This window comes from Desulfatiferula olefinivorans, assembly GCF_054657895.1.
In genome coordinates this window covers 55,679-71,137 of sequence record NZ_BAAHXV010000017.1, presented here as the reverse complement: position 1 = coordinate 71,137, position 15,459 = coordinate 55,679, and the positions used below count along the sequence as shown (strand labels likewise).

General features: G+C 58.4%; 17 protein-coding genes. 10 read left to right on the top strand and 7 right to left on the bottom strand.

What is annotated here, in order from left to right:
* Window positions 1–222: 222 nt before the first annotated feature.
* The 9 genes from purM (at window position 223) to ACYQ11_RS13045 (ending at window position 7,377) form a co-directional block, all read left to right on the top strand.
* Window positions 223–1,266 carry a phosphoribosylformylglycinamidine cyclo-ligase gene (gene purM / locus ACYQ11_RS13085; protein WP_459924245.1) on the top strand — a complete coding sequence of 348 codons (1,044 nt, stop codon included), beginning with the start codon at window positions 223–225 and terminating at the stop codon, window positions 1,264–1,266.
* 19 nt (window positions 1,267–1,285) lie between these two features.
* Window positions 1,286–2,302 carry a tRNA (adenosine(37)-N6)-threonylcarbamoyltransferase complex transferase subunit TsaD gene (gene tsaD, locus ACYQ11_RS13080; RefSeq protein WP_459924244.1) on the top strand — a complete coding sequence of 339 codons (1,017 nt, stop codon included), beginning with the start codon at window positions 1,286–1,288 and terminating at the stop codon, window positions 2,300–2,302.
* A gap of 125 nt (window positions 2,303–2,427) precedes the next feature.
* Entirely contained in the window at window positions 2,428–3,390 is a 963-nt protein-coding gene (locus tag ACYQ11_RS13075; protein ID WP_459924243.1) for a PASTA domain-containing protein, read from the top strand.
* 27 nt (window positions 3,391–3,417) lie between these two features.
* On the top strand, window positions 3,418–4,092 hold the full coding sequence (gene rpe / locus ACYQ11_RS13070; protein ID WP_459924242.1) for a ribulose-phosphate 3-epimerase: 675 nt from the start codon (window positions 3,418–3,420) through the stop codon (window positions 4,090–4,092).
* A gap of 44 nt (window positions 4,093–4,136) precedes the next feature.
* Window positions 4,137–4,586, top strand: coding sequence for a type II 3-dehydroquinate dehydratase (aroQ, locus tag ACYQ11_RS13065; RefSeq protein ID WP_459924241.1), 450 nt, complete (start codon window positions 4,137–4,139; stop codon window positions 4,584–4,586).
* 16 nt (window positions 4,587–4,602) lie between these two features.
* Window positions 4,603–5,256 carry a TetR/AcrR family transcriptional regulator gene (locus ACYQ11_RS13060; RefSeq protein WP_459924240.1) on the top strand — a complete coding sequence of 218 codons (654 nt, stop codon included), beginning with the start codon at window positions 4,603–4,605 and terminating at the stop codon, window positions 5,254–5,256.
* Window positions 5,240–5,995, top strand: a complete 756-nt coding sequence (gene mqnB, locus ACYQ11_RS13055; RefSeq protein ID WP_459924239.1) for a futalosine hydrolase — start codon at window positions 5,240–5,242, stop codon at window positions 5,993–5,995. Before ACYQ11_RS13060 ends, mqnB begins: the two co-directional genes overlap by 17 nt.
* On the top strand, window positions 5,992–6,834 hold the full coding sequence (locus ACYQ11_RS13050) for a 1,4-dihydroxy-6-naphtoate synthase (protein ID WP_459924238.1): 843 nt from the start codon (window positions 5,992–5,994) through the stop codon (window positions 6,832–6,834). Before mqnB ends, ACYQ11_RS13050 begins: the two co-directional genes overlap by 4 nt.
* 216 nt (window positions 6,835–7,050) lie before the next feature.
* Window positions 7,051–7,377, top strand: a complete 327-nt coding sequence (locus ACYQ11_RS13045) for a hypothetical protein (protein WP_459924237.1) — start codon at window positions 7,051–7,053, stop codon at window positions 7,375–7,377.
* Between the two features lie 34 nt (window positions 7,378–7,411).
* On the opposite strand, the gene ACYQ11_RS13040 is transcribed toward ACYQ11_RS13045, so the two are convergent.
* Genes ACYQ11_RS13040 through mqnE form a run of 4 tightly spaced genes read right to left on the bottom strand, consistent with a single transcriptional unit; the run spans window position 7,412 to window position 11,585 of the window.
* On the bottom strand, window positions 7,412–8,254 hold the full coding sequence (locus ACYQ11_RS13040) for a menaquinone biosynthetic enzyme MqnA/MqnD family protein (RefSeq protein WP_459924236.1): 843 nt from the start codon (window positions 8,252–8,254) through the stop codon (window positions 7,412–7,414).
* Entirely contained in the window at window positions 8,247–9,416 is a 1,170-nt protein-coding gene (locus ACYQ11_RS13035; protein ID WP_459924235.1) for an amidohydrolase family protein, read from the bottom strand. The genes ACYQ11_RS13040 and ACYQ11_RS13035 overlap by 8 nt, the downstream gene beginning before the upstream one ends.
* Before the next feature lie 4 nt (window positions 9,417–9,420).
* A complete protein-coding gene (mqnC, locus tag ACYQ11_RS13030; RefSeq protein ID WP_459924234.1) occupies window positions 9,421–10,479 on the bottom strand; it encodes a cyclic dehypoxanthinyl futalosine synthase in 1,059 nt (352 codons plus the stop codon).
* Window positions 10,476–11,585 (bottom strand): aminofutalosine synthase MqnE, encoded by a 1,110-nt coding sequence (gene mqnE, locus ACYQ11_RS13025; RefSeq protein ID WP_459924233.1) that lies wholly within the window; start codon window positions 11,583–11,585, stop codon window positions 10,476–10,478. Before mqnE ends, mqnC begins: the two co-directional genes overlap by 4 nt.
* 272 nt (window positions 11,586–11,857) lie before the next feature.
* Between mqnE and ACYQ11_RS13020 the strand changes: the two genes are divergently transcribed.
* Complete coding sequence (locus tag ACYQ11_RS13020) at window positions 11,858–12,253, top strand: hotdog domain-containing protein (RefSeq protein ID WP_459924232.1); 396 nt, start codon at window positions 11,858–11,860, stop codon at window positions 12,251–12,253.
* Window positions 12,254–12,298: 45 nt separating this feature from the next.
* On the opposite strand, the gene ACYQ11_RS13015 is transcribed toward ACYQ11_RS13020, so the two are convergent.
* The 3 genes from ACYQ11_RS13015 to ACYQ11_RS13005 form a co-directional block, all read right to left on the bottom strand.
* On the bottom strand, window positions 12,299–13,744 hold the full coding sequence (locus ACYQ11_RS13015; RefSeq protein WP_459924231.1) for a hypothetical protein: 1,446 nt from the start codon (window positions 13,742–13,744) through the stop codon (window positions 12,299–12,301).
* Window positions 13,745–14,067: 323 nt separating this feature from the next.
* On the bottom strand, window positions 14,068–14,517 hold the full coding sequence (locus ACYQ11_RS13010; RefSeq protein ID WP_459924230.1) for a hypothetical protein: 450 nt from the start codon (window positions 14,515–14,517) through the stop codon (window positions 14,068–14,070).
* Window positions 14,514–15,308 (bottom strand): ParA family protein, encoded by a 795-nt coding sequence (locus ACYQ11_RS13005; RefSeq protein WP_459924229.1) that lies wholly within the window; start codon window positions 15,306–15,308, stop codon window positions 14,514–14,516. The genes ACYQ11_RS13010 and ACYQ11_RS13005 overlap by 4 nt, the downstream gene beginning before the upstream one ends.
* Window positions 15,309–15,459: the final 151 nt, after the last annotated feature.

Below are 15,459 nucleotides of genomic sequence, written 5' to 3'. Positions count from 1 at the left end.
TCGGCTGAAAATCAAAAAACATGCCTGAATTCATTTTTTTCCAGTTGCGCAAAGCCCCTATTTACCTACAATAAGAACCCTTTGATGTCAAAAAATTTGTTTTGACTTTTGGCCTGAATCGGTTTAGCTATTAATGTTTTATAACTGTTTGACCATACACGTCTGGTCTGACCGCAAATATGAGATTCAAGTTTTTCCGATGATAACAAGGGTAAAAAATCTATGAGTAAATCCATGACCTACGCAGAAGCAGGTGTCGACGTTGATAAAGCCAACAAGCTGGTCGACGCCATCAAATCCATCGCCAAACAGACCAAACGCCCCGGTGTGATCGGCAGCATCGGCGGGTTCGGCGCTCTGTTCGCCCCCAATTTATCGGATATGGAAAAACCCGTTCTCGTCAGTTCCACCGACGGCGTGGGAACCAAGCTCAAGATCGCCTTCATGATGGACAAGCACGACACCATCGGCATCGATCTGGTGGCCATGTGCGTCAACGACATCGCGGTCCAGGGCGCCGAGCCCCTTTTCTTCCTGGACTACATTTCCATGGGTGAGCTGAAAAACGACACGGCCACCGACATCATCAAAGGCATCGCCGAAGGCTGCAAGCAGGCCCGCTGCGCCCTGATCGGCGGTGAAACGGCCGAAATGCCCGACATGTACCAGAAGGGCGAATACGACCTGGCCGGGTTTGCCGTGGGCGCCGTGGACGACCATAAAATCATCGACGGGTCGGAAATCCGCATGGGCCAGAAAATCATCGGCATCGCCTCAACCGGCCTGCACAGCAACGGCTATTCCCTGGTCCGCAAAATCTGTTTCGACAAGCTGAAGCTCAAAATCGACGACCATGTGCCCGAGCTGGGAAAAACCATCGGTGAAGAACTGCTCACCCCCACCAAGATCTACTCGGACCTCATTCTGAGCATCATCAAGACCCATCCCGTGTACGCCTTTGCCCACATCACCGGCGGAGGCATCAACGAAAACATCATCCGCGTGATTCCCAACGCCTGCAAGGCGGTCCTGACCCAGGGAAGCTGGGAGGTCCCGCCGATTTTCAAATTCCTGCAGGATGCGGGCAACGTCACCGACCATGAAATGAGGCGGACCTTCAACAACGGTATCGGTCTGATGGCGGTGGTGTCCGAAGACTCGGCCCAGCCCCTGCTGGAAATGATGAACGCCATGGATGAAAAGGCCTTCGTCATCGGCGAGATCGCGGGTCGCAAGAAAGACGAACCCCAGGTCGAATGGGTCTGATCGCCGTCCGGTTAATTTCATGATTGTTTTAGGCATCGAAACGTCCTGTGACGAAACCGCCGCAGCCCTGGTGCGCGACGGAAACACCATTCTCTCGTCCGTGGTGTCCTCCCAGGTTGCCGACCACCATGTCTACGGCGGCGTGGTCCCTGAAATCGCGGCCCGCAAGCACCTGGAAGCCGTCGTTCCCGTGGTCCGGGCCGCCCTTTCCGACGCCGGGCTTGACATGGAGGACATCGACGCCCTGGCCGTCACCCAGGGCCCTGGCCTGGTGGGAGCCCTTCTCATCGGATTTTCCTTTGCCAAAGCCTTTGCCTATGCCCGAAACATTCCCTGGGTGGGGGTCAATCACCTGGAAGGCCACATCACCTCGGCTTTTCTAAGCGAGTCCACCCCCGGGTTTCCCTATGTGGCCCTTCTGGTTTCCGGAGGCCACACCAGCATTTATCATGTGCTGTCCCACACCGAATGCGAGCTGATGGGCCAGACCCGGGACGACGCCGTGGGCGAGGCCTACGACAAGGTCAGCAAGATGCTCGATCTGGGTTATCCCGGCGGAAAGATCATCGACGACCTGGCCCGCAGGGGCGATGCCGCAGCCATCCCCTTTCCCCGGGCCTGGCTGGACAAATCCTCCTATGATTTCAGCCTCAGCGGATTGAAATCCGCCGTCCGCAGGTACATCGACGACCATCCCGATTATGCGGACCGCCTTCCCGACATCGCCGCCGGATTCCAGGAGTCGGTGGTGGAGGTTCTGACCTACAAACTGATCCACGCGGCCCGTGAAAAAGGCTGCCGGGACATCTCGGTGGTGGGCGGCGTGGCGGCCAATTCCCGCCTGCGCTTCGCCGTCACCGAAAAGGCCTCACGCTACGGCCTGCGGGTTCACATCCCGCCCGTCAGCCTCTGCGGCGACAACGCCGCCATGATCGCCGCAGCCGGATTTCACCAGCTTGAAAGCGGCCGCCGTTCCGACCTGCCGGACGATGTCTATTCCCGCGCCAAAACCCCCATGGGTCAAAAGCATCGCTGACGGCTCGGCGCCCGGCTCTGCGATCCCGGCCCGGCCCGCCCATGGAAATCGAACAATACCCATTGAAAAAACACGGCTTAACCGCTATAACAGATCAAATTTTTTCTGATTCCCAGGATGCGACCATGATCAGGCAGATCCTCAAAACCACCTTGATTTTCTTCTCGTTTCTCGTGATGACCGGGGTCTTTTCCTACCTGGCCCTGACCTATTTCATACGAAACGAAGACAGCGTGGTGGTCCCGGAACTGGTGGGCAAAGAGGTGGTTCAGGTGCTTGAAATGCTCAGCGGGCTGGGCCTGAACACCAAAGTCAGCGGCACGGAATACTCCTCTCTGATTGCCCGGAACCACGTCATCTTCCAGGATCCGGAACCGGGGACCATCATCAAGAAGGACCGGGACGTCCGGATCGTTTTTTCAAAGGGCCCGAAGACCGTGTTTGTCCCGCCTCTGGTACGACAGACTTTCCCGGAAGCCCAGCGTCTGCTTTCAGACAAAGGATTGATGCCGGGCAGGCTGGCCCGGGTGTACCATGACGACATTCAGGAAGACACCATCATCAGCCAGTACCCCGAACCGGGCGAAGCCCTGGAACGGAACAGCACCGTGGATCTTCTGGTCAGCCGGGGGAAACGGCCCCAAACCTTCGTGATGGAGGATCTGACGGGAATGGAGATTGATCAGGCCATCGGCTCCATCGGCCGCCGTCGCCTGACGGTGGGAACCATTACAGGGGTTTCGCTGCCGCGAACGCCGCTGAACGTGATCACCGAGCACGATCCCCCGCCCGGCTCCCGGGTCACCGAAGGGGCCACCGTCAATCTGTCGATCAACCGGCCTCAGGAAGGGAAAAACCGGATTTACGACGCCGATGCGGGCACCCGCCTGTTTCGCCACACCCTGGGACACGGCTTTCTGAAAAAACAGGTCCGGGCACAGATGAGTTGCGACGGAAGCGTTTATGAAGTATACAACCAGGAAGCCCGGCCCGGGGAAGAGATATGGATCATGGTTCCGGTAAACAGCGAAGCCACCGTGTTTCTTTACGAGGACGACACCCTGGTCCAGACCCGGTTTTATGACTGAAAACCCAATGTCGTTTAAGGATAGACCATGAAATTTATTGCCCCTTCCATTCTCTCAGCCGACTTTTCCAGACTGGGCGAAGAAATCTCAGCCGTTGAAAACGCCGGTGCCGACTGGATTCATATCGATGTGATGGACGGTCGTTTCGTGCCCAACCTCACCTACGGACCCATCATCGTCCAGGCCGCCAAAGCGTCCTGCCGTCTGGACCTCGATGTGCATCTGATGATCGAAAAACCCGACGGTCTGATTCCGGACTTTGTCACGGCCGGGGCCGATCTGATCTCCGTTCACGCCGAAGCCTGCACCCATCTGAACCGGACCATCCACCTGATCCGGGATCTCGGGGCCCGGCCCGGGGTGGCCCTCAATCCGGCCACGCCCCTTTCCGCCATTGAATGGGTACTCGAAGACCTGGATTTCGTTCTGATCATGAGCGTCAACCCCGGCTTCGGCGGACAGGCTTTTATTGAAAACAGCCTGGACAAGATCCGCGCCCTCAAACAGATCATCACCCAGCGGGGACTTTCCACCCTGATCCAGATTGACGGGGGCGTCAACGGCAAGACCATCGCAACCATCGCCGATGCCGGTGTGGACAGCTTCGTGGCCGGGTCCGCCATTTTCGGCAGCGCCGACTATCGGGCCACCATTGCCGATTTCCGGGACAAGATCAAAGGAAACGCAAAAGCCCGTGATTGAGAAGGCCCCGTCACATTAACCACCGATATCGAGGAGCGTTCACCATGAAGCCGTCCGATCACCCCCTGACCGTTCTCGTCATCAACGGCCCCAACCTGAACATGCTGGGCAAACGGGAACCCGAGATTTACGGCCGCGATACCTTAGACGACATCAACGCAGATCTGGCCGCCTTCGGCGCCGGCATGAACATCACGGTCGACTGTTTCCAGTCCAACTACGAAGGGGCCCTGGTCGAACGAATCCAACAGGCCATGGGCCAGGTCCACGGCATCATCATCAACCCGGCGGCCTACACCCACACCAGCGTGGCCATCCGCGACGCCCTCCTGCTGCACACGGTGCCCGTCATTGAGGTCCATCTGTCGAACATCTACAAGCGTGAGGAATTCCGTCATCATTCCATGGTGTCCGGCGTGGCCACAGGCCAGATCGCCGGCCTGGGCATCCAGGGCTACCGACTGGCCCTCACCGCCATCCGGAACATGGCCTGACCGGGAGGCACGCACCGTGACGCCGTCCAAAACGTTTCTGAATCTCGACCCGGCCAAACAGCAGGCCATCATCGAGACCGCCCTGGCCGAATTCGGTGAAAAGGGCTACCAGGCGGCCAGCATCAACACCATGGTCAAACGGCTGGGCATCGCCAAGGGATCGGTCTATCAGTACTTCAGCGACAAGGAATCGCTGTTTCTCTATCTTTTCGCCCGTTCCATGGACGAGGTCAAACACTACCTCCGAACCGTCCGGGACCGCAGTACGGAACGCCCCCTGGCCGACCGGCTGCGCATGACCCTGTCCGAAGGGGTGCGGTTCATCGAAAGCCGGCCGGCCATCTACACCCTTTATGTCACCCTTTACCACGACCGGACCCTTCCCCTGCGCGAAACCCTCCTCAAGTCCATCCGGGCCAACAGCCTGGACTTTATCGGATCCCTGCTCGAACAGGCCAAAGACCGCGGCGAACTCCGGCCGGGCATCGACATCCCAACGGCGGGGTTCATGATCGACGCGGTGATGGACCGCTTTCTCCTGAGCCGGTCCCTGGCCCACATGGCCGAGGGTACGGATATTTTTACCGGAAACCGCGACACGGTCCAAGACTGGATCGACCGCCTCGTCAGCCTGCTCTGCCTGGGAGTCATCGATGAAGCCGGGTCTTGACATCCTTGTCACCGTTGCCGTCGAGGCCGAAGCCTCAGGTCTTGCGACCCTCTTTTCATCGGCCGTCAGACGGACGATCGGCAGGCGGTCCTTTTATCAGACCACCGTCACGGGACGGCGGACCGGGGTTCTGGTCACAGGCCCGGGCATGATCAACACGGCCCAGGCCATGACGGCCCTGATCGAAGGGCTGCGTCCCGGCCTGATCATCCACGGCGGCTGCGCCGGATATTTCGATCATTCGGGGCTTGGCCCGGGCGACATCGGCATCGCCACCCGGGAAACGGACATCCATACGGGCATCGAATCGGATGATCCGGTTCGGCCCGATCCCCTGCCCTTTCCCTTGCTGGATGACCTCCACGGCCGACCCGGCAGCTATAATCTGGACACCGATCTGGCCGAAACGGCCCTGATCCTGTCACGGGGGATAATGGAACCGACGGGCGCCCGGGCGGTCATGGGGCCCTTTGTCACCGTCTCGACCGTCACGGCCCGCGATTCCAGGGCCGAGGCGCTGGTGAGCGCCCACGCCCCGATCATGGAATCCATGGAAGGTGCGGCGGCGGCCCATCTGGCCCGGTTTTACGATATCCCGTTCCTTGAAATCAGAAGCGCCTCCAACCGGGTGGGACGTCGGGACAAAAACGCCTGGAACCTGCCCCTTGCCTTTGAACGCTGCGGTCTCTGCCTGGACGGCCTGATCCGCTCTTTTCCCTTACCCGGAGAAACGCCATGACTGCCGCACAATCCCTGTCCCTGGCCTATTCCCCCTGCCCCAACGACACCTTTCTGTTCCATGCCCTGATCCACGGCCTTGTTCCCCGCGACGGGCTTGATTACCGGATTGTCATCGAGGATGTGGAAACCCTCAATCAAAAGGCCCTTATGGGAACATACGATATCAGCAAGCTGTCCTTCGCGGCGCTGGGAGGGCTTCTGGATAATTACGGTCTGCTGCGGAGCGGTGCGGCCCTGGGCCGGGGATGCGGACCGCTGATTGTCGCCCGGCCGGGACAGGATCCGGCCGCCCTGAACCGGTCCGCCATTGCCGTTCCGGGGCTCCATACCACGGCCCATCTCCTGCTGGGTCTTTACCTGGACGAGCCGTTTAACGCGATCCCCATGCCCTTCGACCGGATCATGCCCGCCGTGGCCCTGGGCGAGGTCGATTTCGGCGTGATCATCCACGAGGGGCGGTTCACCTTTACGGATCACGGGCTGATCCAGGTCGCGGACCTGGGCGCCTTTTGGGAAGACGTCAGCGGTCTTCCCATCCCTTTGGGCGGCATTGCCGTCAAGCGGTCCCTTGCCCCGGACCTGATCCGGACCATCGAACGCGGCATCGCCGCAAGCGTCACCTGCGCCTTCGAGCATCCCGACCGGTCACGGGCCTACGTCAAGGCCCACGCTCAGGAGCTTGACGATTCGGTCATCCGCAGGCACATCGATCTGTATGTCAACTCCTTTACCGTGGATTTAGGCCCCGAAGGGCATGAGGCCGTCACCCGTTTTCTGGACATGGCCCGACAAAAAGGCCTGCTGCCGCACTTCGACGGGCCGCTTTATGCCTGGTGATGCGATCTGAACAAGCCCTTGAAATGCCGGCACCCTTCATGATAGAATCCAGGCATTGTTCATGACGGCATTCGTGAAAGATTCCATCTGACCGGCTTATTCCATTTTCCTTGCGTCTATCGTCTTTCGACGATCTCTGACCTGACCGCACCCGATCATTCACCCGAAGCCGAGCACCAAACCCCGAACCCAACGCCCCATCACAAGGAGGGAACCATGCTGGAAAGGATCGAAAGCAAGTTCAGTGATCTGACCATATCCAAACGGCGGAAACGCACCGATACCTACAGCGAAATCGTTTTTTTCAACAAAGATTTGAAAAAATGGGACCGGGCCCTGTCCGGGATCCTGGGGCCGCCTCTGAAATCACGCTGGAAGAAACCCGATGAGAACCTTTCCGCCATCACGCGGAGTTTCGGCGGCATCCGGGTGGGGCAGACCCTGTATTACAAAGAATTCGAGGACTGCAAGGTTCTGGCCATGATCTGGCCCTGGAAGGACAACACCCACACCACCCTCAAACTCTCCAAAGTCGCGCCCTGACCTGAACCCGCCTGGGGCCGACAGGCACCCGGCCTCAGGCCAGTTCGAGGGTCACTTTTTCCGGAATCAGGCCCACGGCATGAAGTCCCTCAAAAAAGGCGGCAAGTCCTTTCAGGTGTACTCCGTTCAAATCGCAATTCAGATGCTGAAAGTACTCCCGGCAACGATCCTGAGAAAGCCCGATGCGCTCTGAGGCCGCTTTGACGATCTCATCCCGGCGGATCTCTCCCAAACGTTTCGAGTCCCGAAACAACCGTTTGAGTTCGGCCAGCACCTCGGGATGCTCGGCTGCAAAATCACGACGGACGGCCCAGACCGCATAGACAAAGGGCAGGCCCGTCATCGTTTTCCAGATCTCCCCCAGATCGTACACATGATCAAAGAACCGATCCCAGGGTTCGATCAAAGCCGCATCCCCGATGACCAGCACCGCATCGGTCTTCGGTGCCAGATCGCCGGGATGGGTAATCGCCCGGGTTTCAATGCGGGGCCGGATGCCCCGAAGGGCCAGGATGTAACGGACCAGATTGGCGGCCGTGGCCGACTCCTCGGTAAACATGAGGGTACGTCCGTCCAGATCATCCAGGGTATAATGGCCGGCCAGAAGAACGCTCATCACCTTCCCGTCACTTGAAATGGACACATCGGGCATCAGGATCCAGTCCCGATGATGCCTGGCATAGGCGGCCGACGACACGGGACTCATCACGATCTCCCCCCGTGCAAGCAGGTTGTTCAGAACAGCCGGGGGCCGGGTGACCATGGTCAGCCAGTCCGGCTTGAGCTGCCGGTCCAGGCCGTAGTAAACCGGTGACACATTGATGTAACTGATGCGTCCGATACGCACCTCGCTGATTTTTAAAGCATCGTCACCCATGATACATACTTTCAAAAAGAGTCTGTTTGCTGAGAAAGGCCGGATCGGCATAACAGAGCACACCGGAATATCCCGGGGCCAGGCGTCCGAAGCGGTCGGCAAAACCCAGGGCACGGGCTCCGTTTTCCGTGGCCATGCGAAAAATGGCTTTGGGAGCTATGCCGGGAAACCGATGGGCCAGAAGGGCCATGTCATCGACCAGATTGAGCGTGGGGATAGAGGCCAGACTGTCGGTGCCCAGACACAGACAAAGTCCCTGGTCGATCATGGCCGGAACGTCCGGCAGACGCTGGTGAAGGGCAAGGTTGCTGCGCGGGCAGAGACAGACCGGCGACCGGGCCTGACGGAGCAGCGCCAGGTCCCTGTGATCGGCCCTTAGAACGTGCACGCAGAGGGTGTTCTCGTCCAGAAGCCCCAGATTGTCCAGGTGCTGCACCGGACTTCGGGCCGGCAGGCCCCAGTCTGAAAAATCAATGCTGCGAGACGTGAGAAACTCCGCCCAGGGTCCCTCTGAACGGGTGATGAAGGCCATTTCATCGTCGGATTCCGCCAGATGGATGGAAAAGGGGCGAGGGTGTTTTCGACACCTTTGTTTCAGGGCCGCCAGCAGATTCGGTGAACCGGTATGGGGTGCATGCCCGGCCAGGGACCGGACAAAGGACCCGTGCGCATCGACCTCATCGTCGGGCGGGACGGTGTTGCCCAGATATTCCCGGAACAAAACCCCGGACAGACCGCTGTTCGTCAGGGGCCCTGCAACGATCCCCAGGGTCGAGATATCGCCGACAACACCGGTGCCCGATTCGATCAACTCACGGCAGCCCGAAAGGACTCCCTGGGTCAGGGCGTCAAGACCCAGGCCGTCCCGAACCGAAAGGAGCTGACGGACCCAGGATTCGAACCCCTCGGTGACAGACAGCCTGCCTTTGAGGGCACTGAGTTCGAGATGGGTGTGGGCGTTGACCAGGGCGGGCATCAGCAGGCCGGGACCATGGTCGACAATCCGGCCGTCCGGATGTTGGGTAAACGGCCCCGCATACGTGATCCGGCCCCGTTCAATCCGGACGCAGCCGTTTTCGATCACGGAGTCGGCATCGCAGACCAGAAAACCGGCCCGATGAATTTCCGGCGCATCGCCCGCCGGCAGAACGGATCTGGGCATCGATTCAATAATCCCTGACGGTGCCGTAAAAACAATCCCGCTGACGGGGAACGAAGCCCGCCGTCGCAATCAGCCGGATCAGTTCGTCTTTGGGAATCATGTAATCCACCCCGGCGGCGGACACCACGTTCTCTTCGATCATGGTGCTGCCCAGATCATTGGCCCCGAAGGCCAGAGAGGTCTGGGCGATTTTGTCGCCCTGGGTCACCCAGGAAGCCTGGATGTTATCGACATTGTCCAGAAAGATCCGGGACAGGGCCAGCACGCGAAGGTATTCCAAGGCGGTTTTCGGCACCACGTCGATTCGGGTGTTCCGGGGCTGGAAGGTCCAGGGGATGAAGGCGGTAAATCCACCGGTCTCATCCTGGAGCGAGCGGATCCGATCCAGGTGCTCGACGATCTGAGCCGGCGTTTCCAGATGGCCGAACATCATGGTGGCCGAGCTGCGGAGCCCCAGTGTGTGGGCCACCCGCATGACCTGAAGCCAGGTGTCAGAGCCGCACTTGTTGGGGGAAACCCGGCGCCGCACCTCGTCGACCAGAATTTCTGCACCGCCGCCGGGAATGGAATCCAGACCGGCGTCCATCATGGCCCGTATCAGCTCCTCGTGGGACAAACCGCATTTTCCGGCGATAAAATCGATCTCCGTCGGAGAAAACCCGTGGATATGGATGGGGAAACGCTCCTTGATAAAGCGAAGCATGGACAGGTAAAACGTTAGATCCAGATCCGGATTCATGCCCCCCTGAAGGAGAATCTGGGTGCCGGAAAGGGCCAGGGTTTCCTCTATTTTCCGGGCCAGATCATCCCGGCTGATCACGTAGCCCCCGTCTCCTTTCTTGCAGAAAAAGGCGCAGAACCGGCATTCGGACACGCAGACGTTGGTATAGTTGATGTTCCGGTCGATGACGAAGGTCACCGCAGGCTCCGGATGTTTCTGCCGGCGGATCCCGTCGGCCAGAGCGGCCAGGGTGAGAACGTCGCCGTGGACCAGAAGGGAAAGGGCCTCATCCGTATCGATGCGCACGCCGTTTTCAATTTTATCCGCGATGCGGTCCATCATGCCTCCTTGTCCGGCCTTGTCACATCGTTGTAGAAGGAATCCCGCTCCACGGGCACAAGGCCCGCCGAACGGATCATGTGCTCCATGGTGTTTCGGGTGAGCCCCTTGGCGGATGTGGCCCCGGCCGTATGGGTGATACGCTCTTCGATGATGGTGCCGTCCAGATCGTCCGCGCCGAAAAACAGGGCCGTCTGGGCCAGTTTTTCCCCGATCATCACCCAATAGGCCTTGATGTGGGGAATATTGTCCAGAAGAAGCCGGGCAATGGCGATGGTTTTCAGATCGTCAAAGGCCGTGGTGGACGGAATGTGGGAAAGTTTCGTATTCGCCGAATGAAACGCCAGGGGAATGAAGGCGGAAAACCCGCCCGTCCGGTCCTGGAGATCCCGAAGGGTCAGAAGATGACCGACCCGCTCCTCCAGGGTCTCGATATGGCCGTAAAGCATGGTGGCATTGGTTTTCAGACCGGTCCGGTGCACCGCCTCGGTCACTTCCAGCCAGCGGTCCTTGCCGATTTTTTTCGGAAACAGGGCGTCATGGACCCGATCACTCATCACCTCCGCCCCGCCCCCGGGCATCAGCATCAGCCCGGCGTCTTTGAGAGTCAATACCGTCTCTTCCAGGGTTTTCCCGGACAGGGTGGCCAGGTAATCGATTTCAACGGCCGTGAAGGCCTTGACGGCCGCCTGGGGCCTCACCTCCCGGATCATGGTCAGCATGTCGGTAAAATAGGAAAAGGGCAGATTCCGGTTCAGCCCGCCCACGATGTGCAGTTCCCGGATGGGCTCGTCGATGCGCTCGACAATGCGCCGGCGGATCTGATCGATGGACCAGGTATAGGCCTTGTCGCTTTTCTCTTCTTCGGCGTAGGCGCAGAACGAGCACATGTTCGAACAGACATTGGTGTAATTGATGTGCTGGTTGTAGACAAAAAAGGCCTTGTCGCCGTATGTTTGCCGCCTGATGCGGTTGGCCATGCCGCCGATGCCGATCAGATCCCGGCTTCGGTACAGAGCCATCCCGTCGTCGGCGTCCAGGCGCTGTCCCGCCTCGACCTTTTCGGCGATGGGCAGCAGCGTTTTATCGCGAAGGGGTATCGGTTTCATTGTATCCATCCGTATTGTATGAATGCCGGGTCAATTCCGCTTTCATGAACATTTCCTTCTCCGGTTGATGGGCAAAAAGTCATGTGACCACCCGGTCACTTATACCCGGGTCGCGATGTCGAAATCAAGGATTTTATCTCTGCGGATGGGAAAAAGGGATTGATGCAAGACGGGTTAAACGCTATGGTGGGCAAGACTCTCAAACCGGCCGACATCCCTCCTAATCGGATGTACAGCGGCGCAACCCACACCACAACCCCCATGAGGCTCCCATGATCATCAACACCCATCACACGATCAATCAGGAACTGTGCGGAACCCCCATACGGGTGAAAGACCGTCACTGCACCGTCACCTTCACCGCCATCGACTCCATGGCCGCCGATGATTCGGGGCTGGTCCACGGCGGTTTCATTTTCGGGCTGGCCGACTATGCGGCCATGCTGGCCGTCAACCACCCCAACGTGGTTCTGGGCGGGGCATCGGTGCGGTTTCTAAGGCCGGTCAAGGTGGGCGAGACGATGGTGGCCGAGGCGTCGGTCACCGCGGTGGAAGGGAAAAAGCATCAGGTGGTTGTCACGGTCAAACGGGACGATGAGACGGTCTTCGAGGGGGATTTCGCCTGTTTCGTCCCCGGTCGGCATGTGCTCGACCCCCGGCCCGCATGACCGAAACCGGGGGGAAACACCAGGCCCCGACGCCGCCGGGATGAATCAGGATCTGCGCCGCCGGACCAGGCGTTTCTTTTTCGGCGCTGCGCCGTCCGGGGCGGAAGCCGTCGGCGTCGCCGCTTGCGGCGGCGGAGCCTCACCCGGTCGGCCCAGACCCGCCTGGGAATAGGAACAGGTGGCCAGGGGGCACTTCAGCCCCACCGTTCCATCGGGTCGGTGAAACTCTAAAAGGTAGGGGTTTCGGCATTGGGGGCAGGCAAACAGATGGGGTTTGTCCCAACTGATGAACTTGCATACGGGGTTGCTGCATTTGTAATAGGTCCGGTTGCTGTCGGTGGTTTCCTGAAGAATTTTCCCGGTGTGGCACAGGGGACAGGTCACCGCCTGCTCCCGCTCGAAGGCCGCGATCTGCTCTTCGATGGACAATTCGCGGTCGGACGATTCCGCTTCCAGACGCTCTTTTTCGAGCCGTTCACGCTCCAGACGCTCACGGACCTCCTGTTCAAGCCGGAGCCGTTCCTGCTCTTCCCGTGCGAGGGCCTCCTGACGTTCCTGCTCACGCCTCTCCTGTTCCTGACGCTCGCGTTCCAGACGATCCTTTTCTTCCTGCTCCCGGGCCAGGCGTTCAAGTTCCTGTTTTTGGCGTTCCAGCTCTTCCCGTTCTTTTTCAAGGCGCTCCCGTTCCAGGCGTTCCTGTTCCAGCCGTTCCCGCTCCTGGGCTTCCCTGATTTTCTGGGGAGACACTTCCTTGATCTGAATATCATCCGCGCCGAGGGCCCGCCTGGTCACCACCATCGGCTCCTCTTTTTCGCGCAACAGGGTTTTTCGAAGACTGGCGATCTTCTCACTGTAAATGACCTTGAGTTTCTCCGATGCCTTGCGGGACTCCTCCCGCTCCTGGGCCCGCTTGAGCCGTTCCTGGGCTTTCTGGCTTTCGGTTTTCTTCTCGGTGCGAAGGTGCACAAAGGTCAGCGGGCGCCCCCGGGACTGGAGGGCTTTGTCGAACTGATCGACCCCCTTGTCCAGGTCCTTGCGTCCGGTCAGAATTTCTTCCATGGTCTGGATCACATAGGCAATCAGGTTCATGCCCGGCATGCCCGGAAACATTTTATTGATGTTGCCGACGACATCCTTGGCGGCCATCTGGGCGTGATAGGCCCCCGCCCCGTCGATGACCACGCATCCGTTATCCAAGACGGCCTGGATCTTCTTCATCAGCTCATCGTCGATTTCAAACCCGATTTCCGTCAGGTCGTTCAGAAAGGCCTTCCGGGTGTAACGCTGTTTTTTCGTCAATTCATCGTCCTCGATTTCGCCTTCGCGCTCGACCAGAAGATGAAGGGCGGCCACGGTGACCATATCAAGCTGCACGTCTTTCCCGAGCACGCTGATCTGGTCGAGTTTCCTCAAATTCCTTTCGAGAATGGCATCGAGTTTTTCCTTGACTTTTTTACTGTCGGAAGCGGCCGTCGTATCATTATTGTCCATGAAGTATCCTTGATGCATTATCCGTTAGCGGATCGGAACGGACCCACCGGGGGACGGGTCGTTTGCGTGCCGAATGACTCTGTGAGCGAAAAACCCTATATCAATACCGGATCACGTCGAATGAAAATACTTGAAATGACTGAATCATATAGTCAATATATATATCACTTCATTTTTGGATAATCAAGAGCCCCAAGCCCTTATAAAATAAGATTTTTCCAATGATCGAAAAAAAACGGACCGGTTCCGGTCGACCGGATACGATGAGAAGCCGTCAGCGAATCACGTCGAAGCGTCCGACCCCGGGTCGGATCACCGCCGGGTTAATCATTTATTTCATTAATGATATCAGCGATATGGGATGCCATAACCTGGGTTTTGCGCTGATGCTGAAGCTGTCGCAGGTCAGACACGTCGGCTGAAAGCTCCGGGGCCTGTTCCTGGGCAGGGGGTATGGGACCGTTAGACTCCGCAGAGGGAAAATCGTGGGGCACGTCATCGTCCCCGCTTCCCGAAGCCCGGATGTCAACGCACTCGCCGTCGCGCCCCACATAAAGAGACAGGGTTACACGCACATCAAAATCCAGCTTGTAGGCAATTTTTTTGTCATGGACGATGATATCGCCGGACGTGTAGGCCACATCGTCATGGAGCCTGAGGTGATACTTCTCCCTGAGCAGGGTTTCGATCACCTGCCAGTCCAGTTCGCCGATCAATCCGTCGATCAGATTGTTTTCACTGTTTTTGATGGTTTCCGAATCCGTCACTTTCACTTGAAGCCGCCTCGGGGTGTCTGATGCCGTATGTGTGATGCGTTTTCACGATACAGAAACTCAAAACACAAATCAAGAAAAGCTTCGGCGGCCGGGGATTTTAGGTCCGCAAGACACAGGGGGGAAACACGGTGTTCCTGCGGGATCTCCGGAATGGTCACGGGAAGAATGGCGCCTTCCGGCACGCCCCGGGAGGGATCGGTGGAAACGAGCGGAGCGCATCGACTGTCCGTGCAGTTCAACAGAAGGAGCCCGGACAGCGTCAGGGGGTCCTTCACGGCTTTTCGGACGTCACCGGCAAACCCCAGAAGGTCATCGAGAAGGTCGCCCGTGGACGGACCGGGCACAACGGGCATCAAAAGGCTGTCACAGGCAAGAAAGGCGCTTCGGGTGATCAGGTTTTTTTCATGGGACGTATCGAAGATAATGTAATCGTAGCGTTTAACAAACGGTCGAAGCACGATGGACAGAATTTTTTCTTTATCGGGATTCTGGGCCAGGGTGGTTTCGATGTCGCCCAGGCACAAACCGGGTGGAATCACGTCCAGAAAGGGCAACGCGGTCTTTCGAACCACGGCCCGGCCGCCGACAATGCCCGTCAGGAAATCATCCAGGCCGAAGTCCCCGTCGCCAATCGTGATCCCGAGGCAGCCTGCTGCCTGCCCCGTCGGATCGCAATCCACAAGGAGGACCTTTTTTTCAAGAACGGACAAAGACGCAGCGATATTGACGGCGGTAAAGGTCCGCCCCGCCTTCTCCGCGAGGTTTGCGACACAGATGACATGGCCCATGGTGTATTCCCGATGCTTACAATTAGAAAGATTTTTTATGATCTACCATACATTGATCCGTTTGTGAAGACAGCGGTGGGCCAAAACAGACAACCCCCTTACAATACCTTGATATACGATTGATTTTACTGTAACATCGGGCCATCGTAAC

Excerpts from the sequence above, each read along its gene's own strand:
- ACYQ11_RS13015 (WP_459924231.1), bottom strand. The coding sequence starts at position 13,744 with ATGGACAATAATGATACGACGGCCGCTTCCGACAGTAAAAAAGTCAAG.
- ACYQ11_RS13020 (WP_459924232.1), top strand. The coding sequence starts at position 11,858 with ATGATCATCAACACCCATCACACGATCAATCAGGAACTGTGCGGAACC.
- rpe (WP_459924242.1), top strand. The coding sequence starts at position 3,418 with ATGAAATTTATTGCCCCTTCCATTCTCTCAGCCGACTTTTCCAGACTG.
- mqnB (WP_459924239.1), top strand. The coding sequence starts at position 5,240 with ATGAAGCCGGGTCTTGACATCCTTGTCACCGTTGCCGTCGAGGCCGAA.
- ACYQ11_RS13005 (WP_459924229.1), bottom strand. The coding sequence starts at position 15,308 with ATGGGCCATGTCATCTGTGTCGCAAACCTCGCGGAGAAGGCGGGGCGG.
- purM (WP_459924245.1), top strand. The coding sequence starts at position 223 with ATGAGTAAATCCATGACCTACGCAGAAGCAGGTGTCGACGTTGATAAA.
- mqnC (WP_459924234.1), bottom strand. The coding sequence starts at position 10,479 with ATGATGGACCGCATCGCGGATAAAATTGAAAACGGCGTGCGCATCGAT.
- tsaD (WP_459924244.1), top strand. The coding sequence starts at position 1,286 with ATGATTGTTTTAGGCATCGAAACGTCCTGTGACGAAACCGCCGCAGCC.
- ACYQ11_RS13045 (WP_459924237.1), top strand. The coding sequence starts at position 7,051 with ATGCTGGAAAGGATCGAAAGCAAGTTCAGTGATCTGACCATATCCAAA.
- aroQ (WP_459924241.1), top strand. The coding sequence starts at position 4,137 with ATGAAGCCGTCCGATCACCCCCTGACCGTTCTCGTCATCAACGGCCCC.
- ACYQ11_RS13075 (WP_459924243.1), top strand. The coding sequence starts at position 2,428 with ATGATCAGGCAGATCCTCAAAACCACCTTGATTTTCTTCTCGTTTCTC.
- ACYQ11_RS13040 (WP_459924236.1), bottom strand. The coding sequence starts at position 8,254 with ATGGGTGACGATGCTTTAAAAATCAGCGAGGTGCGTATCGGACGCATC.
- ACYQ11_RS13035 (WP_459924235.1), bottom strand. The coding sequence starts at position 9,416 with ATGCCCAGATCCGTTCTGCCGGCGGGCGATGCGCCGGAAATTCATCGG.
- ACYQ11_RS13050 (WP_459924238.1), top strand. The coding sequence starts at position 5,992 with ATGACTGCCGCACAATCCCTGTCCCTGGCCTATTCCCCCTGCCCCAAC.
- mqnE (WP_459924233.1), bottom strand. The coding sequence starts at position 11,585 with ATGAAACCGATACCCCTTCGCGATAAAACGCTGCTGCCCATCGCCGAA.